The 20,208-nt window shown below is 70.5% G+C and carries 16 protein-coding genes and 3 pseudogenes; 7 read left to right on the forward strand and 12 right to left on the reverse strand.

The genetic code is table 11. The features are described 5' to 3' along the window. The 12 genes from dmpG to H0X00_RS08590 all read right to left on the reverse strand — a co-directional run. A partial coding sequence (gene dmpG, locus H0X00_RS08535; protein ID WP_367186508.1) for a 4-hydroxy-2-oxovalerate aldolase occupies positions 1-1,024 on the reverse strand: 1,024 nt, incomplete at its 3' end. Positions 1,025-1,113: 89 nt separating this feature from the next. Then, positions 1,114-2,034 (reverse strand): acetaldehyde dehydrogenase (acetylating), encoded by a 921-nt coding sequence (locus H0X00_RS08540; protein WP_293769041.1) that lies wholly within the window; start codon positions 2,032-2,034, stop codon positions 1,114-1,116. Continuing rightward, on the reverse strand, positions 2,031-2,630 hold the full coding sequence (locus H0X00_RS08545; RefSeq protein WP_293769043.1) for a fumarylacetoacetate hydrolase family protein: 600 nt from the start codon (positions 2,628-2,630) through the stop codon (positions 2,031-2,033). Before H0X00_RS08545 ends, H0X00_RS08540 begins: the two co-directional genes overlap by 4 nt. A gap of 218 nt (positions 2,631-2,848) precedes the next feature. Then, positions 2,849-3,775, reverse strand: a complete 927-nt coding sequence (locus tag H0X00_RS08550; RefSeq protein ID WP_293769044.1) for a VOC family protein — start codon at positions 3,773-3,775, stop codon at positions 2,849-2,851. A 69-nt stretch (positions 3,776-3,844) separates the two neighbouring features. Continuing rightward, positions 3,845-4,474: a response regulator transcription factor gene (locus H0X00_RS08555; protein WP_293769046.1), complete on the reverse strand. Its 630-nt coding sequence runs from the start codon at positions 4,472-4,474 to the stop codon at positions 3,845-3,847. Beyond that, entirely contained in the window at positions 4,449-9,386 is a 4,938-nt protein-coding gene (locus H0X00_RS08560; RefSeq protein WP_293769048.1) for an AAA family ATPase, read from the reverse strand. The genes H0X00_RS08555 and H0X00_RS08560 overlap by 26 nt, the downstream gene beginning before the upstream one ends. 32 nt (positions 9,387-9,418) lie before the next feature. Further along, positions 9,419-9,850: a hypothetical protein gene (locus H0X00_RS08565; protein ID WP_293769050.1), complete on the reverse strand. Its 432-nt coding sequence runs from the start codon at positions 9,848-9,850 to the stop codon at positions 9,419-9,421. A 30-nt stretch (positions 9,851-9,880) separates the two neighbouring features. Further along, on the reverse strand, positions 9,881-10,693 hold the full coding sequence (gene hcaB, locus H0X00_RS08570) for a 3-(cis-5,6-dihydroxycyclohexa-1,3-dien-1-yl)propanoate dehydrogenase (protein WP_293769052.1): 813 nt from the start codon (positions 10,691-10,693) through the stop codon (positions 9,881-9,883). A 13-nt stretch (positions 10,694-10,706) separates the two neighbouring features. Further along, complete coding sequence (locus tag H0X00_RS08575; protein WP_293769054.1) at positions 10,707-11,069, reverse strand: bifunctional 3-phenylpropionate/cinnamic acid dioxygenase ferredoxin subunit; 363 nt, start codon at positions 11,067-11,069, stop codon at positions 10,707-10,709. Then, positions 11,069-11,962 (reverse strand): 4,5:9,10-diseco-3-hydroxy-5,9,17-trioxoandrosta-1(10),2-diene-4-oate hydrolase, encoded by an 894-nt coding sequence (hsaD, locus tag H0X00_RS08580; RefSeq protein ID WP_293769056.1) that lies wholly within the window; start codon positions 11,960-11,962, stop codon positions 11,069-11,071. Before hsaD ends, H0X00_RS08575 begins: the two co-directional genes overlap by 1 nt. Positions 11,963-11,994: 32 nt before the next feature. Beyond that, positions 11,995-12,543 carry a 3-phenylpropionate/cinnamic acid dioxygenase subunit beta gene (locus H0X00_RS08585; RefSeq protein WP_293769058.1) on the reverse strand — a complete coding sequence of 183 codons (549 nt, stop codon included), beginning with the start codon at positions 12,541-12,543 and terminating at the stop codon, positions 11,995-11,997. Continuing rightward, positions 12,540-13,868, reverse strand: coding sequence for an aromatic ring-hydroxylating dioxygenase subunit alpha (locus tag H0X00_RS08590; RefSeq protein WP_293769060.1), 1,329 nt, complete (start codon positions 13,866-13,868; stop codon positions 12,540-12,542). Before H0X00_RS08590 ends, H0X00_RS08585 begins: the two co-directional genes overlap by 4 nt. A gap of 166 nt (positions 13,869-14,034) precedes the next feature. On the opposite strand from H0X00_RS08590, the gene H0X00_RS08595 reads away from it, so the two are divergent. From H0X00_RS08595 to H0X00_RS08625, 7 genes and pseudogenes are all read left to right on the forward strand, one after another. Next, entirely contained in the window at positions 14,035-15,669 is a 1,635-nt protein-coding gene (locus H0X00_RS08595) for an AMP-binding protein (protein WP_293769062.1), read from the forward strand. An 86-nt stretch (positions 15,670-15,755) separates the two neighbouring features. Beyond that, positions 15,756-15,914, forward strand: a pseudogene (locus H0X00_RS08600) (enoyl-CoA hydratase); the annotation flags it as partial. Beyond that, a pseudogene (locus H0X00_RS08605) lies at positions 15,907-16,682 on the forward strand (SDR family NAD(P)-dependent oxidoreductase). The pseudogenes H0X00_RS08600 and H0X00_RS08605, both read left to right, overlap by 8 nt. Positions 16,683-16,694: 12 nt before the next feature. Next, complete coding sequence (locus H0X00_RS08610) at positions 16,695-17,468, forward strand: enoyl-CoA hydratase/isomerase family protein (RefSeq protein ID WP_293769066.1); 774 nt, start codon at positions 16,695-16,697, stop codon at positions 17,466-17,468. A gap of 46 nt (positions 17,469-17,514) precedes the next feature. After that, positions 17,515-17,601, forward strand: a pseudogene (locus H0X00_RS23770) (enoyl-CoA hydratase); the annotation flags it as partial. Positions 17,602-17,636: 35 nt separating this feature from the next. Then, a complete protein-coding gene (locus H0X00_RS08620) occupies positions 17,637-18,824 on the forward strand; it encodes a CaiB/BaiF CoA-transferase family protein (protein ID WP_293769070.1) in 1,188 nt (395 codons plus the stop codon). Between the two features lie 11 nt (positions 18,825-18,835). Then, complete coding sequence (locus H0X00_RS08625) at positions 18,836-19,987, forward strand: acyl-CoA dehydrogenase family protein (protein ID WP_293769072.1); 1,152 nt, start codon at positions 18,836-18,838, stop codon at positions 19,985-19,987. Positions 19,988-20,208 lie beyond the last annotated feature (221 nt).

Below are 20,208 nucleotides of genomic sequence, written 5' to 3' on the forward strand. Positions count from 1 at the left end.
GGCCGACCGGCTGACGATCACCGGCCAGCCCGGCCGCGACCTCCACGATGAGATCCTCCTGACCGCCGACCGCCTTGCGGCGACCGACCTCGAGCAGGATGTCCGCCACCGGCACTTCGAACTCGGCGGCGGCCCGTTCAGCGTGAATGAGAAACGACCCGTACACCCCGGCATACCCGAGCAGCACGCTCGGCCGGTCGCCGTGCACCGGACGGGTCATGAGCGGGCGGACCACGTCCTCCGCCAGGTCGATGGCAGCCCGCACGTCGAGCCCCGTCCCGATCCCGGCCCGCTCGAAGGAGGCCGCAATCATCTCCAGCGGGGCGTTGCCGGCCCCGGCACCCAGGCCCACTCCGCAGGCGTCGACCCAGCGGGCCCCGGCGTGCACGGCGGCGAGGCTGTTCGCGACCGCAAGACCCATGTTGTGGTGAGCGTGGACACCGACCAGCACGCTGTCGTCGGTGGCCTCGCGAACCGCCAGCACCCGGGCGGCCACGTCACCCGGCAGCATCGCTCCGGCGCTGTCGACGACATAGACAACCTGCGCCCCGGCGTCCCGCATGATCGTCGCCTGAGAGCCCAGGTCGGCGGGCGTCGTCATGTGACTCATCATCAGAAATCCAACCGTGAGGAACCCGCGGTCGCGGGCGTGGCTCAGGTGGACCTGGGCGATATCCGCCTCGGTGCAGTGGGTGGCGATGCGGGCCACGGACGCGCCCAGACCCTGCGCCCGGTCAAGGTCCTCCTTGACGCCGATGCCCGGGAGCAGAAGGACGGCGATCGCCGTCCGGTCGGTCACTTCGGCGGCCGCCCGGATCAGTTCGTACTCATCGGTCCCGGACAACCCGTACACCAGCGAGGAACCGGACAGCCCGTCGCCGTGCGCGACCTCGATGACCGGGACTCGAGCCTGCTCCATCGCCCGCGCAACCGCGCGAACCTGCTCGACGGTGAACTGGTGATTCACGGCGTGACTGCCGTCCCGCAGCGTGCTGTCCACCACCGTCACGTCGATCCCGGCCAGCCCGCCGGTTCCCAGGTCGACCGCCGCCTGGACCAGACCCGAGGTGATCGCCGGTGGCGGGGTCTCCCGCCCAAGTCGGTACTGCGAGCTCATGCAAGGGCTCCTTGACGGTGGGACGCGATCTCCTGGGCCAGGCGGACGGCGGCGCACGTGATGATGTCCAGATTTCCCGCGTAGGTGGGGAGCGTGTCGCCGGCGCCTTCGACCTCGATGCTGATCGCCAGCCGCCGCAGTGGGGTGGCGGACTTCCAGTCGGGAAAGCGCAAGGTCTCCTTCGCGAACGACGGTGCTGCGGTGAGCCGGTAACCGGGCACGTACTCCGCGACCTGCTTCTGCATGTCCTCGATCGAACCGGTGATCGCGGCCCGGTCGGCATCGGCGGCCACCGCACAGAACACGGTGTTCCGCATCAGCACCGGAGGATCGGCCGGGTTCAGCACGATGACTGCCTTGCTCCTGCCCGCCCCGCCGATGTCCCGCACGCCGCCTGCGGTCGTGACGGTGAACTCATCAATGCTGGCCCGCGTCCCCGGTCCCGCGGACTTGGACGCGATGGTGGCCACGATCTCCGCGTAGGGAACTGCCGTCACCGCCCTGACCGCAGCGACCATCGGAATCGTGGCCTGGCCGCCGCAGCTGATCAGGTTGATGTCCGCGGAATCCAACGCGATATCCATGTTGACCGGCGGTACGCAACCGGGACCGAGCTTGGCCGGCGTGAGGTCGATGCACTGGAGCCCGAGCTCGCCGTAGAGGACGGCATTGGCGCGGTGGGCGATCGCGCTCGTCGCTTCCATCACGAGATCCACCTCGGGCCGATGCGCCCGCAGCCAATCAACGCCCGCGTCGGTCACGGTGACGCCACGCTCAGCGGCCCACCGCAATCCTTCACTGGCTGGGTCGATCCCGATGAGTGCGGCCGGCTCGAGGCCCGGGGTCCGGAGCAACTTGGCGATCAGGTCCGTGCCGATGTTGCCGGACCCGACGACCGCGCATCGCAGGGTGGTCATCCCTGCGACTCCTCCTGAGTCGCCGCGGGAAAGGTGACGCTCACCGACCCGAGGGCCTGCGACCGCGCTGTGAAGGTCTCACCGGGCAACGCCGGGACCGAGGCGTGCACCGCGCCCGACAAGACCACCGACCCAGCGCGCAGCACTTCGCCGCGAACCCGAAGCGACCGAGCCAGCCAGGCCACACACTCCGCGGGATGGTCGAGCGCGGCACGACCGAAGCCGGACGCGATCTGATCGTCGCCGCGATGGAGCACGAGCTCGACCTCGCGCAGGTCGGCCGGCACGGCGACCGGCGTCCCCAGCACGTAGGCCCCCGAGCTCGCGTTGTCCGCCACCGTGTCGACGAGGGTGATCTTCCAGTCCGCGATGCGGCTGTCGATGATCTCGAGCGCCGGCAGCACGGACTCGGTGGCGCGTAGCACCTCGTCCACCCCGATCTCGGCGGCATCGAGGTCGGCGCCGAGGACGAACGCGATCTCCGCCTCGATGCGCGGCTGAAGCAGCGACCGGGGGGCGGTGCCCCCGTTGGGGACGTACATCGACGACAGCAGCACGCCGAAGTCGGGCTGATCCACACCCAGCTGCTGCTGCATGGCCCGGCTGGTCAGACCGACCTTGTTTCCCGTCGGTGTGTCACCACGGGCCAAGGCTCGTCGAATGTTGATCTGTTGCACTTCATAGGCGCCATCGAGATCGAGGTCCGGGTACCTCGCGCTCGGCGGTTGCGTGGGCACGCCCCGACGCCACGCGTCGTCCAAATCGTCGGCGATGGCGCGGACGTAGAGGTCGACAGCGGTTGGCGTGGCGTGATTCATGAGTCCCACTCTGGTGACGAAGCCGCCACCGGCTCCAGACACCCGGGCGGCCCGGCGGCGCCGGGCTTGTGGCCCCAGATGCTGGGGCTCACCATGTGCGTCACCACCCACTCGTTCTCGTCGTCGACGGTGTCGGCGCCCCAGCCGTACTCGACCTCGAACCCGCTCGGGGTACGCACGTAGAAGCTGAACATCCGGTCGTTGGTGTGGCGCCCGAGCGTCATCGCCAGCGGGATTCCCCGGTCGGCGCACAGGTCGTGCGCGACACCAACCTCGTCGATGTCCCCGACCTGCAGCATCAGGTGGTGCAGCCCACGCATGCCGGGGATCCCCAGGATGGCGAGGCTGTGGTGGCGGGGGTTGACGTGGAAGAACACCACCCGCCCGCCCATCATGTCGATCTCGTCGCTGACCCGGAAGCCGAGTACACCCCGGAAGAAGTCGAGCGAGGCGGCGAGGTCGGGTACGACCAGCACGATGTGGCCCAGCCCCTGCCCGCCGGTGACGAACCCGGACATGGCCCGCCCCGGCCGGAACGTCCCGGGCAGCGTGAGCTGACCGTAGAACAGCTCGTGGTGAAATCCGGCCGGGTCGGTGAAGCTGATCAGGTCGCGGACCTGGGCCGCCGCGCGCTCGGAATCGGTGGCGCGCCGCACCTCGACCCCGGCCGATGCCAGCTCGTCGGCCGCGCGTTCCAACTCCTCGGAGTTGGGCAGCTCCCAGCCGACGGCGGTCATCCGGTTCGCCGGCCCCTCGGTGATCGTCAGCCGGCCGGGGCGGTCGTCGTTGCTCAGCGACACGACGTTCGGGCGTCCGAGTGGATCCTCGGACGTCGCCAGCCCGAGGACCTCGGGTCCGAAGGTGGCCCACTCCTTGGCCTCGGGTGATTCCACCCGCAGGTATCCCAGCGACATGACCTTCATGTGCCGAAGTGAACCGCCGCGCGGCAACCGGTCACATCCGGTGAAATTACGGATCGGAGCTGACCCGCATCACCACTCGACCAGGCCCGCCTCGTGGGCGACCCTGGCCAACTCGGCCCTGGTCCGTACGCCGAGCTTGCGCTGAACGCCGGCGCGGTGGCTCTCGACGGTCCGCGGCGAGACGCACAGCCGCTCGGCGATCTCGGGGTTCGTCAGGCCCAGGACCAGCAGGTTGAGTACTTCGATCTCCCGGGGGGACAGGCCGTCGACCGCGGACGGTCGGGGTCGGCCCTCGGCCTTCCCACCGGACTGGCCGAACGAGACGAATTCGTCGGCTTCCATCACCCGGCGCAGTGCCAGGATCAGCTCGTCCTCCAGGCATTCCTTCGTGATGTACCCGCGGGCGCCTCCGAGGCGGGCCTTCTCCACGTACCCCCGAGCGCCGTACGTGCTGAGCATGACGACCCGGGTGGTGGGAGAAAGCTTGCCGATGGGGGCGAGCAGGTCGAGGCCATTGCAGTCCGGCAGCCCGATGTCGATCACCGCCAGGGCCGGCTGGAATTGCTTCACGGCGGCGAGCAGCTCGTCCCCGGTCGACGCCGAGGCGAGCAGCTCCAGGTCGTCGGTCTCCTCCAGGATCCGCCGGATCCCGGAGCGGACGATCCCGTGGTCATCACACACCACCACGCCAACCATCATTGACAGGCACCTCCGCCATCACCGTTGTGCCCGTGCCCAGCTCTGACTCGATCGCGATGCGGCCGCCGACCAGCCGGGCCCGCTCGTGCATGCCGGAGAGCCCCAGCGATGTCCGGGCTCCGTCGGCAGGAGGCTCGAACCCGATCCCGTTGTCCTCCACGATGGCGCGCAGCCGATCACCGGAGGCGACCAGCAACACGCTGGCCTCGGTCGCCCCGCTGTGACGCCCGACGTTGGTGAGCGCCTCCTGGATGATCCGGAACACCGCCGTCTGTACCGCGCCCGGAAGCGACTTCTCCAGCGGTTCAGCCAAGCCGCGGGTGGTGAGGTCGATGCGGATCGGAAACATCCGGGCGCAGTCCTCCACCAGCTGTTCCACGCAGCCCACGATGCCGAGATCCTCCAGCCCCTCCGGCCGCAGCGTCCAGGCCATGGTCCGGGTCGTTCGGATGCCCTCCCGGGCCAGCTCGCGCAGGGCCGCCACCTGACGTTGATGGGCCTCGTCGGTCAGGTCCAGGCGGGCCCGCGCCAGGCCGCCGGCGCCCTCCATGATCCCGGAGAAGAGGTGGCCGAGCTCGTCGTGCAGGTCGCGCGCGATCCGCCCCCGCTCGGCCTCCTGGACCTCGACGATCCGTTCCGTCGACTCGCGGCGCAGGGCCAGCCGTTCCAGCGCCGCACCCGCCAGGGTGGCGAGCACCTCGACGGTCTGCTCGTGCTTGGCGGCCTCGCCGAAGGGATACTCGGCGACCACCTCGAGCGGGGTGGACCCGGTGACCGTGATCGGGCTGACGACCGTCTCGGTGCCTATCGACGAGCTCGCCGACTCCCCGCCCCGGAAGGTCGAGGGGTCTCCGGCCGGCCCGATCCGGACGTCCACCGCGGTGGTGATCGCCGCCGTGGCGGCGCGGACCTCCGACAGGATCTGGCCGACGTCCTCCGAGGTCACGATGCGGCGGGCGGCGGTGAGCACGGCCTGGTGACGTGATGACTCCGCGACGGTGGGGATGACCCGTTGCGAGAGCGCCTCGACCACGCCGCGGTCCACCCTCAGCCGGAGCCGCCGGCACACCTGCGCCGACGGGGGCAGGCCCTGCAACGGGGCCCAGGTGGCCGCGTCCGCACCGAGGGCGACCTCCGCCACGTGGCAGCACGCAGCCAGCTCACCCTCGGCGCCACTGCGACGGGCACTGCGTATCGCCGCCCGCAGCTGCCACCGGGCCCGCCTGGTCCGCCCGGCCGTGAAGGAGACGATCGCCCATTCACGCAGGACCGGCGGCCGTTCGCTGCCGTAGACGACGGCAGTCAGGAGCGCGCGTGACAGCTGTCGGCGGACAGCGCGCATCTCCCGGCGGCGCTCTCGTCCCGACCAGGTCGACCGGTCGTCGCAGTTCAGGCGGAGCGCATGCAGGTGCGACGTCAGGATCGGGGCGACGAAGTGGTTGCGGATCCCGGCCCGGCGGCGCTGCCGGTCGGTCTCGCGGAAGGCCAGGGCGGCCGCATCGAAGTCGCCGAGGTGCAGCGACTTCCAGCCGCCGGCGAGGCGCATGAGCGTCCTGGTGTGCAGGTCGACCGACTCCATCTGCTCCAGCTCACGCCGCACGGTCTCCGAGCTGACGTCCGCGGGCAGGCACCGCACCCAGATCGCCAGCGCCGTGCCGGCGCCGATGCGGTCACCGATGCGCTTGGCCTCCCAGAACGTCTCCCTGGCCAGCGCGCCCGCCTCGTGCAGCCGTCCCAGCCGGTAGAGGCACAGCGCCTGCTGCCACCGGGCGGCGTTCTGCTCCCAGCGGTCACCGAGCACGTCGAACGCGGCAATAGCGGTGTCGAAGACCTCGATGGCCTCTTCGTACCGCCGTCCCGCGTGCAGCACGAAACCCTGGAAGTGCAGCGACTGCGCCACGCCCCACTCATCGCGCGCGGCCTCGCGCAGCCGGAGCGATCGGGCCGCGAACCGCAGCGAGAACCGGTACATCCCCGGAGCCAGCCCGGCCGTGACGACCCCGGACAGCGAGAGCGCCTGGGATTGCTCGCGGACCACCCCGCTGGCGCGGGAGAGCCGCAGGGCGCGCAGGCAGCCCCACACGCTCCAGACCGGGGAGCGGCTGAACCACCACTGGTACACGAGGCGGTTGTGCAGCTGCGCCGCCAGCGCGATCCGTTCGTCGGGCGCTTCGCGGCGGCGTCGTAGCCGCAGCCGATCCGTCGTCAGGCTCGCGCCCAGGCGGAGTAGTTCGTACCCCGACGACAGGCCCGCGACCAGCGCATTGCGGGGCGGGCGAATGCGCAGGGCGGTCAACGCGTGCCCGGTCCACACCCCGGCGTCGGCGATCCGGCCGCTCTTGAACCCGAGTTCACCGAGCAGCGTGGCCACCCGGGCGGTTTCGAGGGGGCCCAGACTCGGCGCGGTCCGGTACGCCGCCTCCAACTGGTCCGCCGCAAGGTCGTACTTGCCCTGCAGCATGTGGACGGTCCCGAGACCCTCGTGCACCCGGAACCGGTCCTGGTCGGTGAGCCGGTAGGCCCCCAGCGCGCCGACCCCCGACTGATCGGCGGCCAGCATGCCCGCGGCGGCGATCTGCAGGTTGGTCTCGGCGACGTCGAGGGCGTGCTGGCGCAACGCCGCCTCCGCCGCGCGCAGAGCGGGTGGCAGCGCCGCCACGACCTCACCGGAATGGTGCAGGTGATAGGCGACCTCGTAGTCCTGGCCCTGACCGGATGTTCCGGCGCTTCCGAACGTCTCGGCGCCGCCGAACGTTTGGGCCGCGCGCTGGTGCAGCTGCCGCCGTTCGTCCTCGCTCGCCGAACGCAGCGCGGCGTCCCTGAGTCGGTCATGGGTGAACTCGAGATCGGCGGCGGTGCCGTTGTCGGGGGGCAGGGCGCGCAGGATGCCCCGCGCGATGGCCTCGTGCACGGCGTCGTCGGTGTCGGTCTCTGCCTGCGCGGTGCCGCCCCGCAAGGCAGCCCGCAGCATCGCGGTGGAGAACTGCCGACCCAGGACAGCGCCCTGCTGGACGGCGTGGCGGGTCCCGGGGTGCAGGTGCGCGATCCGGGCGGTCACGAACGACTCCGCCGGCTCAGCCGCTCCGCCGGGTGGTGTGGACCCGAGCGGCGGAGGCTGGATCGGCGGTAGCCCCCGCATCCGTTCGGTGTCCACCGTCCATTGCTTGCCGGCACCGCGCAGCACCGAGGAGTCGATCAGTGCGCGCAGCGTGGAGAGCGTGTACAGCGGATTGCCGAAGGAGTGGCTGACGATGTAGGCGACGAGCTCGTCCGGCACGGGCCCGGTCACCGCGCCGATCAGCGCGATGGACTCCTCGACGCCCAGCGGGCCGAGCCGGATGGTCCGCAAGTCGGGCAGCTCCCATGCCTGTGCCCTGGCCAGCGCCTCCGGCCGTAGCGAACACACCAGGCCCAGGTGCCCCGACCCCGCCTGTTCCGTTGTAGCGCGATCCGATATCACCGACGCGATCCGCGCGAGCAGCTGCCAGCTCAGGTCGTCGGCCCACTGGCAGTCGTCCACGATCAGCAGGACCGGGTGCGCGGAGGTAGCGGCCAGCTCGAACACTCGAGCGGTGGCGGCGATCGCGCTGCCGGGTACCCGCTCGACGGCTGGCCCCGAACTGGCAACACTGCCGGCCACCGAGCCGGCCTCTTCGGGGCCTCCCAGTATCGCCGCGATCGCGGGCACCAGGGTGGCGGCCGACGGCAGCGCGGTGCCCAGCTCATCGGCGATCCGGGTGGCCTCGCCGGGATGCGCGCGCAGGAATCCCGCCAGGTCGTCGAGGGCGGCCCGGAACAGCCCGAGGGGGCGTCGCGCAGTCTGGTCGAACGCCGACCCACGAAGCACCGTCATCCCGGCCCCGCCGGCGGCGGCGGCGATGGTGTCGAGCAACCGGCTCTTGCCCATGCCGGGCTGCCCGGTCAGAGCGACCACCGCGCCGTCGCCGGCCGCCAGGTCGCGGGAGTGCGCGAGCAGCGTCTCCAGCTCCGACTGCCGCCCTACCAACTCCGGTTCGAAATCCACCCGGTCCGCGCCCGCGACAAGCTGTTGCGCCGAGGCCTCGGAACCGTCCCAGGGGTCAAGCTCCCCGGTGTCGTGCACCTCGATGGCGGCGAGTACGTCCTCGGCGCTCTCGTACCGGTCCTCCGGCAGCGGGGCGAGCAACGTCAGGAACAGCGGCGTCAACGGTCGCGGCGTGCCCACCGCCTGCAGCATCCGCAGGGTCTGGGTCGTCGGCCCGCGGCCCGCGGCGAGGTCGGTGGGCAGGTGCGCGGCGGTGCCGTTGCGTTGCGCGATCGCCTCCACCAGCACCCAGCCGGCGGCGTAGAGGTCGGCGGCGAACCCGACCGTGCGGTGCACCAGGCCGGCCTGCTCAGGTGCCAGATAACGGGAGTCGGCGCGGGCCAGGGGCTGCCCGAGCTGGGTGCGCGACACCAGGGCGTCGAGCAGCAGCACCCGGCCGGAGCCGGCCGCCATCCAGACGTTCGCCGGTTTGAGCCCTCCGTGGACCAGGCCGAGCCGGTGCAGGGCCGCCAGCCCACTGAAGACCTCCCGCATCACCCGTGACAGCTCACCCCGCTCGCGCGCCGGCCGGGCGGCCGCCCACGCCCCGATGTCCTCGCCGGCGAGGTAGGGCCGCACCAGAACCGCCGCCTCGGGGGTACGGGACGCCACCCGCGAGACTGCGAGATGCGGCGACCCGGTGGTCGCGGCCGCGCCGAGGGCCTGGGCCAGCCACTCCCAGCTCCACGGCCGCGCCAACGACAGGTCGAGGCGGCGCGCGACCACCCGCTCACCGTCGGCCGTGCCGACCGAGGTGCTGATGCCGTGACCGGGCCGCAGCTCGCCGGTCAGCTCGATTCCCGCGGCGGAAGGCTGTGCCGTCCCGTGTGACGTCGAGCCGTGTGACATCGCCGCCACCTCTCCAAGCCGTGGCACCAGTTCTATCCGGGTTCGTCTCCCGGCACCACGGGGTCGAGTTCGATGAGCCTGCGGACGATGTAGTTGAACTGCGGGATGTTCTTCATCAGCGTGCCCATCTTGCCTTTCACCAGGATTCGCCTGGTCACCATCGCGACGTTGACGCTGAGCTCCTCGGTGACCAGCATGTCTCGCCAGTCATCGGAACTCCCCCGCAGCACGAAGGCCGTTTCCGGCAGGTCCGCCGGATCGTCGAACTCGGTGACGTCGCAGATCTTCCCCGTCCTGAACTCCATCCGGAACGTGCGTTGCGTGTCATCGGGGTACCGGTACACGTGGGCCATCGAGAACGTCATCGCCTTGGCCTTCACCAACCAGGTCGGGTCGCTGTTGAGGCTCTCGGCGAGGGAGTCGTAGAGCTCCCTGGTGCCGAACGTCGGCTGTTTCACGCTCATCGTTTCGCCCCTTTCCCAGATGTTTCGGTTTCAGAGATCCAGGCCGCCGGCGACGGCTACGACGCCTCGCACCCCGAGCCCGCCGTCGCAGTTGATCACCGCGCCGGTGGCCGTGGAGGAGTTCGCCTTGGACGCGAGCAGCACGTAGTGGCCGGTGAAGTCGGCCGGCTCGGGCAACGTCTGCAGCGGCGTGAAGTTCTCCATCAGCTCCGCGAGGGGGAGCGAGGCGATCGAGGTGCCGGCCAGTCCGAGAGCACTGGGTCCGCGCAGGTCGGTGAGCATGGCGCCGGGGGCGACCCCGTTGACCCGGACCTTCGGGGCGAACTCGAACGCCAGCTCGGCGATCAGGCCGCGTGCAGCGTGCTTCGACGCGGTGTACAGCGGGCCGCCGCCGCCGGGGTAGAAGCCCGCGTTGGACACCGTCAGGATCACCGAGCCGCCGGTCTTGGCGAGCTCACCGATCGCGGCGCGGGCCCCGAGCAGGTACCCCTTGACGTTGATGTGGAAGACCTCGTCGAACAGTTCGTCCAGCTTGTCCTCGGGTATGTCGACCAGCCGGGTGGAGAAGTCCCAGATGCCGGCGTTGCCGACGAACGTGTCCAGCCGGCCGAATTGCGCCACGGTCTGCTGCACCACGGCCACGTTGTCCGCGTAGTTGGACACGTCCCCGGCCACGACCACGACTGTGCCGCCGAACTCGGCCCGCAGCTTGTCGGCCTTCTCCGCCGAGCGCTCGAGCACCCCGACCTGGGCGCCTTCGGCCACGAACCGGTCCACCAGCGCCCGCCCGAGCCCGGATCCGCCGCCGGTGATGACCGCCGCGGTGCCTTCCAACCAACCCATTGCGGGCCTCGTCTCAACTAGAGGTGGGCGTGCCCGGCAGGGCCGGGACGATCCCTACCAGCACGGTGATCAGGCCGTCGCAGATCTCGACGGTGTGCGTGCGGACCGGCTTGCTGGCCGGCAACGACGGTCTTCCGGTCCGCAGGTCGAACTGCGCCAGGTGGAACGGGCACTCGACGTAGCAGTCGTCGCCGTCGATCTCGACGTCACCGTCGCTGAGTGAGGCCTTCGCGTGGGTGCACGTGTCGTCGATGGCGAACAGCAGGCCCCCGACGTTGAACACCGAGATCGGTGGCTCGATCTCGACGAGCCGGATCTCACCGGCCGGCAGCTCCGTCACCGGGCACACCTCGACGGCCTGGGTCGCCGTCTGCATCAGACGCCCGCCAGGAAGCTCACCGCGAGCTGGTTGAACTCATCCCGGTGCTCCAGTTGCGCCCAGTGCCCGCAGCGCGGGAACACGTGCAGGCGGGCGTCCGGCATCCGCTTGAGCATGAAGAACGCGCCGTCCAGCGGGAGCACCCGGTCGTCGCGGCCCCAGGTCAGCAGGGTCTTGTGCGCGATCTTGTGGACGTCGCGCCACAGCTCCTCGGGCATCCCGGCACCCTTCGCTCCGAACCCCTCGAAGAGCCGGGCCACGTAATCCATCGCGTCCGGGCTGGTGGCGGCGGCGTAGCGATCCGCAAGCACCTCGGGCGGGACGTTCGCCGGCTCGAAGGTCATCACATTGATCAGGTTCTGCATCTTCTCCAGGGACGGGCCGGTGCCCTGGTAGAAGCCGAACAGGACCTTCAGCCCCTCGGAGGGGTCGGCGGAGAGCATGTTCAGCGAGCCACCGGCGGGTCCCATGAGGATCATCCGGGCGACCCGCTCGGGGAAGTCCAGCGCCAGCTTCAGCGAGGTGCCACCCCCGAGGGAGTTGCCGACCAGGTGCACCTTCTCGATGTCGAGCGCGTCCAGCAGTCCGGCCATCACCTTGGCGTTGAACGTCCACACGCCCCCGTCCGGGATGGGCTTGTCGGACTGGCCGTAGCCGGGCTGGTCCACGACGAGCACCCGGAAATGCTCGGCCAGTCCGGGCACGTTCTGCGAGAAGTTGCTCCAGCCCGAGGCTCCCGGGCCACCGCCGTGCAGCAGCACCAGTGGCGGAGCCGCCTCGGCGGCGGACGTGCGCGCGCCGGTGTCGTGCAGGTGCATCCGCAGGTCGCCGACCTGGATGAACCGGGAGGTGTCGGTCGCCGTCAGCCCGCCGAGGGTTGTCGCCGTCATCGTGTGCGTGTCCTTTCGGGACGGGGAGAGACTCAGAAGAAGATCGAGAGGTTTTTGGCGAGCAGCACCGACTGGTCCAACGTGACCGTGCGACGCGCGATGAGCCAGCCGTGCTCGGCCTCGGGGCTGCGCCGGACGACGTCCTCGCGCACCCCGACGAAGATGTCCACCTCGCGTTGGAGCCGGCCCCGGTAGAGCAGGAAGTTGTTCCGCACCTGGTACTCATCCGGTTCGCCGCCCGCCTCGACCATGACGTTGGTGAACAGGTGCCGGGTCCGCGATGGCGGGTCCTCCGCCCAGGCCATCCCCGACCGGATCCGGGCCACCCGCTCCTCGAGCCCACGCTTGTTCTCGTCGAAGTGGGCGGCCTCGTCGGGCCGCGAGTGCTCCCGGTGGATCTCCCGCTCGTAGCGGACGGTGCGGGTCGGCATCCAGTAGTGCACGTCGTCGCTGAACAGGTCCAGCCATTCCTCGAAGCGGCGGTCATCGATCAACAGCGCCTCGAGGTTGACGAACTTCTCGATCTCGTGCTGAAGCAGCATTTCCGCCATCGCCAGCGGGACCTCCAGCTGGGACGTCATGACTGCCTCACCGATTCCAGCGGCGGGGTGACCGCGAGCTCGTCCCAGGAGGCGCCCGACAGCATCTGCGCCCACCGCCCGTAGAACCCGCGGGCGGCCGTCTCGCAATAGACCCGGTTGACCCGGCCGGGGAAGTTCGGGTCGTCGTCCCAGTCCAGCCCCAGACCCATCTGCGCGTTGAGTGGCGTCTGCCGGGCGACGTGCCCGCGCAGGACCTGCTGGATCTCGCTCCAGTTCTCACCGTCGTCCTGCTCCAACATGCCCCCCGCGCTGAACGTGCGCAGATTGCCGATGCGCAGGCGCTCGCGGACCTCGGGCGGGGCGGAGGAGTCCACCACCGTCCAGGCCCAGACCTCCATCTCGTTCGGGCCTTTCGGGTGCCAGACCCGCATCGTGTTGATGCCCGGCAGGAAGGAGAAGTTGGGAAAGATCGTGGCGTGCATGCCGCGCATATTCAGCGCCCGGTGAGTACCCAGCCGGTCGACCACCTCCGGGTTGCCGCCCTGGAACCACTCACCGGGTTCGCGGCCCACGATGAGGCCGAGCACGTCACCGGACTCGGTGAAGAACCCGGTCCCGTGCCCCCAGGGCGAGGTGAACTGGCGCCCCAGCGTGCCGTCCAGCGGGAAGATCTCGGCGTCGGCCTCCATGTCGTCCGGGGCGAGGGCGAGCGCGGCGGAGGCGTGGCTGATCGGAACGTGGTACATGTCGCTGCAGAACTGCTCGGCGGCGAACTTCCAGTTGGCCGGGAAGACCCACTTGTGGCTGCCACCGATGACCTCCAGGCCGCCCTCGCAGCGGTCCACGAACGCGTCGAAGTACCAGGTGAAGTCGCCGAGGTACTCCGTCAGCGGCGGAGCGGTCGGGTCCCAGTTGCCGAAGATGAAGCCCTTGTACGTGGCCAGCTGGGTGACCTTGATGGCGCCCCACTCGGCCTTGTCGATGCCGTTGCGGTAGGCGTCGTCCTCGCTGGGGACGTTGACCAGGCGGCCGCCCAGGTCGTAGGTCCAGCCGTGGTAGGTGCAGGAAAAGTTCTTGGTCTTGCCGAGGTCGGCGCGGCACAGCCGCATTCCTCGGTGGCGGCACTGGTTCATGAACGCCGCGACCGAGCCGTCCTTCTGGCGGGCCACGATGACGGGGTCCTCGCCCATGAATGTGGTGATGTACTCGCCCGGTTTCGCCAGTTGGCTGTCGTGGGCGAGGAACAGCCAGCTGCGGGCGAAGACGTTCTTCAGCTCGAGCTTGTAGATCTCCTCGTCCACGAAGATCCGCGGGTCCAGCGTCCCGTTGCGGGTGTCGACCAGACTCGAGATGTCCGGATGCATGCGACCTCCCCAACGACCAAATACACGTTCGAGAAGTGAATCGGCACCACCTCGGAGCGGCATCCGGTGAAATTACGGAATGGCAAGGAGGGGGGTTCGCCCTAGCATCGGTCGACGAAGGTGCGCGCACTGCTGAACGGCTGATCGAGAGATCGAGGAGGCAACGGTGCCCCGACTGACCGCCGATTTCGACGCCGACTACCGGGCCGCGATGGCCCGGTACTGGCCTAACCGCACGGTGCTGGAGCACCTCGACTCCGAGCTCGCCGCGCGCCCCGAGCAACCCGCGGTGATCGGCCATGTGCAGGCCACCGGATCCCGTCACGCGCTGACCCGGGCCGAATTGGCCGACCGGGCCGATCGGATCGCCGCCGGGCTGCTCGACCTCGGTGTCCAGCCTGGACAGGTGGTGTCGGCGCAGCTGCCCAACTGGTGGCAGCTCGTCGCGCTGAACCTGGCCTGCTTGCGGGTCGGTGCCGTCACCAATGCGCTCATGCCGGTGTTCCGGGCCCGCGAGCTCGAGTTCATGTTGGGACTCGCCGAGTCGGTGCTGTTGGTGATTCCCGAGGAGTTCAACGGCTTCGATTACGCCGGGATGGCCGCCGACCTACGACCGCGGCTGCCCGCACTCGAGCACGTGATCACCGTCCGCCCGGACGGCGGCGACGACTTCGAAAAGCACTTGCTGGCCCGCCCCGTCACCGCCGCGGACCGGGCCGAGTTCCGCCGTCGCGCCCTCACCCCCGACGACGTCTGCCAACTCGCCTACACCTCGGGCACTACCGGCGAGCCCAAGGGCGTCATGGTCACGTCGAACACCGTGCTGTGCAATGTGCGGGACTACGCCGACCGGTTGCGCCTGACCGGAGACGACGTGGTGCTCATGTCCTCGCCGCTGGCCCACCAGACCGGGTACCTCTACGGGCTGACGATGACTGTGGCGCGCGGCATGACGCTGGTGCTTCAGGACGTCTGGCGACCGGAACGCGCGACGGAGATCATCCGCGACGAGGGCGTCACGTTCACCATGGCCGCGACGCCGTTCCTCGTCGACCTCTGCGCCCGCGCCGAGGCCGACCCCGCCGCGTTCGCCTCGTTGCGATTGTTTGTGTGTGGGGGCGCGCCGGTGCCCCGCGACCTGGTGCGCAAGGCCGGGGTGGCCATGGGCGCGCAGATCAACTCCTGCTGGGGCATGAGCGAAATCGGCGCGGTCACCCTGACCGGGCCGGATGACCCCGAGGATCGGGTGTTCGAGACCGACGGGTCCGCGATGCCGGGCGTTGAGCTGCGGGTGCTCGCACTGGACGGGAGCGTCGCGCCGGTGGGCGAGGAAGGCCGGCTGCAGGTCCGTGCGTGCAGCCTGTTCGGCGGGTACCTCAAGCGCCCGGACCTGCGCGGGCTGGATGCCGACGGTTGGTTCGACACCGGTGACCTCGCCCGCCTGGACGTGGCCGGCTACCTGCGGCTCACCGGTCGATCCAAGGACCTGGTGATCCGTGGCGGGGAGAACATCCCGGTGGTGGAGATCGAGAACCTGCTGTTCAGCCATCCCGACGTGGCCGAGGTCGCCGTCGTCGGCATGCCGGACCCGCGGCTCGGCGAGCGGATCTGCGCTTTCGTGGTGCCGCGCAGCGGGACGCAACCCCGGCTGGACGACATCGCCGCATACCTGCTCGGCAAGGGCACCGCGAAGATCTATCTGCCCGAGCGGCTGGAGCTCCTGGACGCGCTGCCGCGCACACCCACGGGCAAGGTGCAGAAGTTCCGGTTGCGGGAGTTGCTGCACGGGGAAGAGAACTGACGTGACGTCAGATCATCGGCGCCCACCAGGGTCCCCGTGACCCACGACCAGCCCCCTGGAGGCGCCGTGCCCACGAAGTACTCGCTCACCACTGGTACCGCATGATGGGCCCCGCCTTCGACGCCTCGCTCGGGCTGGAGTTCATCGGCTTCGGCGGGCACGAGGTGCGCGAGGGCCTCGCCTCGCACCGCGAGAAGCGGGCACCGGAGTTCGCCTGGCCCGGCCTGGGGACCCGCCATGTCTGAGCGGGTGGCCAGTGAGCTTCGGACCGGTGAACTTGCCGGACGCGTCGCCCTGGTCACCGGCGGCGCCGGCGGTATCGGTCAGGGCATCGCCTCGGACCTGGCCGCGGCCGGGGCCCGGGTGGCTGTCTGCGACCTCGACGGCGCCGCGGCCCAGCAGGTCGCCGCTGCCCTCGGCGACGGTCACGGCGGCTTCGCGATGAACGTGACGGACAGCGTGAGCGCCGCGGCCGCGGTCGCGGCGGTGACCGCGGCGCTGGGCCCGGTCGACATCCTGGTCAACAACGCGGGCATCGACGTCATCGAGCCGTTCGTGGATTCCACCGAGGACACCTGGCGCCGCATCGTGGAGGTGAACTATCTCGGCACGGTGATCGTGAGCCGGGCGGTGCTGGACTCGATGACCGAACGGGGGTGGGGGCGGATCATCAACATCAGTTCCGACGCCGGCCGGGTCGGCTCCTCCGGCGAGGTGGTGTACTCCGGGACCAAGGGTGCTGTCATCGCGTTCGCCAAGGCGCTGGCCCGGGAGGTCGCGACCAAGGGTGTGACGGTCAACGTGGCTGCCCCGGGCCGACCGACACCGCGCTGCTCCACCAGGTGGCCGAGTTGAGCCAGAAGCTGTTCGACTCCTTGGCCAAGGCGGTGCCCATGAAGCGGATCGGGACGCCGGCGGACGTGGCCCCCGCCGTCACCTTCTTCGCCGGCGACCGCGCGGGCTACATCACGGGCCAGACCCTCTCGGTCAGCGGCGGATTGACGATGAGCTGAGGATCGAAACTGATGGGCACTCAGGTAGTGGTTGAGCGGGACGGTCCGGTGCTCCGGATCGAGTTGGACGGGCCGGACCGGCTCAATGCCATCGGGTCCGGGACCTACCGGGGAATCGCGGAGGCGCTGCGCGCTCTGCGCCCGGGCGGTGAGGTCCGGGCCGTGGTGATCAGCGGGCGCGGTCGCGGATTCTGCGCCGGCGCCGACCTCGAAGAGATCCGCACCTACGACGCAGCCGGGTTCGGCACCTTCATCCACGGCTTCACCGACGCCCTGGACGTCGTCGAGACCACCGGGGTCCCGGTCGTCGCCGCCATCCACGGCCTGGCGCTGGGCGGCGGGCTCGAGCTCGCGCTGGCCTGCCACCTACGGGTCAGCACGCCGACGGCCAAGCTCGGGGTGCCGGAGATCAAGCTCGGCGTACTGCCCGGGGCCGGAGGTACGCAGCGCCTGCCCAACCTCGTCCCGCGCCCTCTCGCCCTGGAGCTCCTGCTGCTCGGTGATCCGATCAGTGGGCAGCGGGCCTACGACCTGGGGCTGGTGAACGTGCTGGCCGAGGACCCGGTGGCGGCGGCGCTGGCCCTGGCGCAGCGACTGGCCGCGGGGCCCCCGCTCGCGCAGGCGGCGGCCATCGACCTGCTGGGCCGGACCGCCACGATGTCGGTCGCCGACGGGATCGCGCTCGAGCGGGCGACCGGCGTCGAGCTGTTCGGAACCGCCGACGGCCGGGAGGGCTTCGCCGCCTTCGCCGAGAAGCGGCCTCCGGTCTTTCGCGGGCAGGCCTGAGATGGATCTCGGCTACCCGCCCGAGGCGGAGGAGTTCCGTCGCGGTGTGCAGGCCCGCGACGCCATGATCCTCGACGGCCACACCCGGCTCGGCGTGGCCGCCGACGACCACGCGGTGCTCAGCTGGCCGCTGGGCCCCGCCCACTTCGTCGACGCGACCGGCGAACCGTGAGTCTTCCGCTCGAGGGGCTCGTCGTCGTCTCGCTGGAACAGGCGCTGTCCGCGCCGTTCTGCACCCGGCACCTCGGTGACCTCGGGGCCCGGGTGATCAAGGTGGAGAACGTCGACGGTGGCGACTTCGCCCGGGGCTACGACGACGTCGTGCACGGCATGTCCGCCCACTTCACCTGGCTCAACCGGAACAAGGAGTCGGTGTCCCTCGACCTGCGGACCGACGCCGGCCGCGAGGTGCTGCACCGCCTGATCGCCCGGGCCGACATCGTCGTGCAGAACCTCGGTCCGGGGTCCGCGGCCCGGCTCGGGGTCGCGGCGGCCGATGTGGTCCGCGCTCACCCGCGAGCGATCGCGGTCGACATCTCCGGCTACGGGACCGGCGGACCCTACGACGACCGCCGCGCCTACGACCTGCTCGCGCAGGCCGAAGGCGGCTCGTGCGCGATGACCGGCCGGCCGGGTCAGCTGGCCAAGCCGGGCATCCCCGCCGCCGATCTCGGTGCGTCGATGTTCGCCATGACCTCGATCCTCGCGGCCTTGCACGCGCGCAACAGCACGGGCCAGGGCGCGGCCATCTCGGTCTCGATGCTCGATGTCGTCGCGGAGTGGATGGGGTTCGCCCTCAACCAGGCCCGCTACGGCGAAGCTCCGGAGCCCAACGGGCTGTCCTCCCCCATGGTCTCGCCCTACGGCGCCTACCCCACCGGGGACGGGCACACCGTGGTGTTCGGGACCACGAACGACGGTGAGTTCCGGCGGGTGGCCGCCATGATTGCCCGGCCCGACCTGGCGGCCGACCCGGACTTCGCCACCAACGCCGGCCGGAAGGCGCACCGCGAGCGTCTCGACGCCGCGATCGCGGCCTGGACCTCGGAACAGACGCTGGCCGAGGTGCAGGCCGCCGCCGACGCGGCGAAGATCGGCCACGGCCGGCTGAACCAGCTCGAGGACGTCCTGACGCACCCTCAGCTGGAAGCGCGGGAACGGTGGGTCGAGGTGGACTCGCCCGTCGGCCCGGTGACCTCCCTCCTCCCGCCGATCGCCGCCGCAAACTGGAAGCTCCGCACCGATCCGATCCCCGGCCTGGGCGAGCACACCACCAGCGTGCTTTCCTGGCTGGGCTACGCGCCGGCGGAGGTCGACGCCCTGCTCAGCGCCGGCGTCGTCCGCAGCACCGTCTAGGAAGGACCATCGTGCTCGACGAAGGTTCCGTGGCCGAGATCCTGGCCACCGTCCGCTCCTTCATCCGCGACGACGTCGTGCCGCTGGAGGCGGAGATCGACGAGACCGACGACATCCCGGCGCACCTGCGCAAGGCGGTGAAGGAACTCGGCCTCTACGGCTTCGCCCTGCCCGAGGAGCACGGCGGGCTCGGGCTGTCGATGTACGACGAGGCCCGTCTGGTCATGGAGCTCGGCTACACCACGCCGGCGCTACGTTCGCTCGTCGGCACCAACAACGGGATCGCCGGGCACACCCTGATGACCGGCGGCACGCCGGAGCAACAGGCCGAATGGTTGCCGAAGGTCGCGAGCGGCGCCGCGGTGGCGTCCTTCGCGCTCACCGAGTCCGAGGCCGGGTCGGACCCGTCGCGGCTGACCACCTCCGCGCGCCAAGACGGTGACGACTGGGTGCTCAACGGGGCCAAGCGCTTCATCACCAACGCGCCGAGCGCCGACGTCTTCATGGTCTATGCCCGCACCGATCCGGCCGCCGAGCCGGCCCGGGGGATCTCGACCTTCCTGGTGCCCCGGGACTCCCCCGGCCTGACCGTGGGACCCCGCGATCACAAGATGGGCCAGTTGGGCGCGTGGACCGCGGACGTCTACCTCGATGACGTCCGGGTGCCGAACTCCGCCCTGGTGGGCGGGGACGGCGGGCTGCACCGCGGCTACCTGACGGCGATGCAGTGCCTCGCCCACGGCCGCGTGCACATCGCCGCCCTCTGCGTCGGCATGTCCGAGCGCCTCGTCGACGAGACCGTGGACTACGCGGCCACCCGCGAGCAGGGCGGTCAGGTCATCGGCGAGTACCAACTCATCCAGGGCCTGATCGCGGACTCGGTCACCGACTACCGGGCCGCGCGCAGCCTCGTGCTCGACGTCGCACGGGAGTTCGACACCGGCACGGACAAGCGGATGGGACCCGCCTGCGCGAAGTACTTCGCCTCCGAGGCCGTCGGCCGGATCGCCGACCGCGCGGTCCAGGTCCACGGCGGATCCGGCTACATGCGCGGCATCGCCGTCGAGCGGTTCTACCGTGACGCCCGGCTCTTCCGCATCTACGAGGGAACCAGCCAGATCCAACAGGTCATAATCGCCAAGCAGGCCCTGCGAAATCGCTGATGGAGCGCAGGGCGGCGACGGCCGCGCCGGCGGATCCGGCCGCGCGTTTCGGCCTGATCGCCTCCGCGATCGGCGGGCCGCCCGCTCGTGGTCGCTGGGGTCGCCGGCTCCGGTTGGACGGACGGACGCTCTTAGCGCTTAGCCAGCGCGCTGCCCGCACAGCACCGGTAGCAATGCTGCGGCGACATCCACTCGGCCGGCAGTTAGTCTCGTGCCGCCCT

Origin of the sequence: Sporichthya sp. (assembly GCF_013815995.1) — a bacterium.
Taxonomy (GTDB): Bacteria; Actinomycetota; Actinomycetes; order Sporichthyales; family Sporichthyaceae; genus Sporichthya.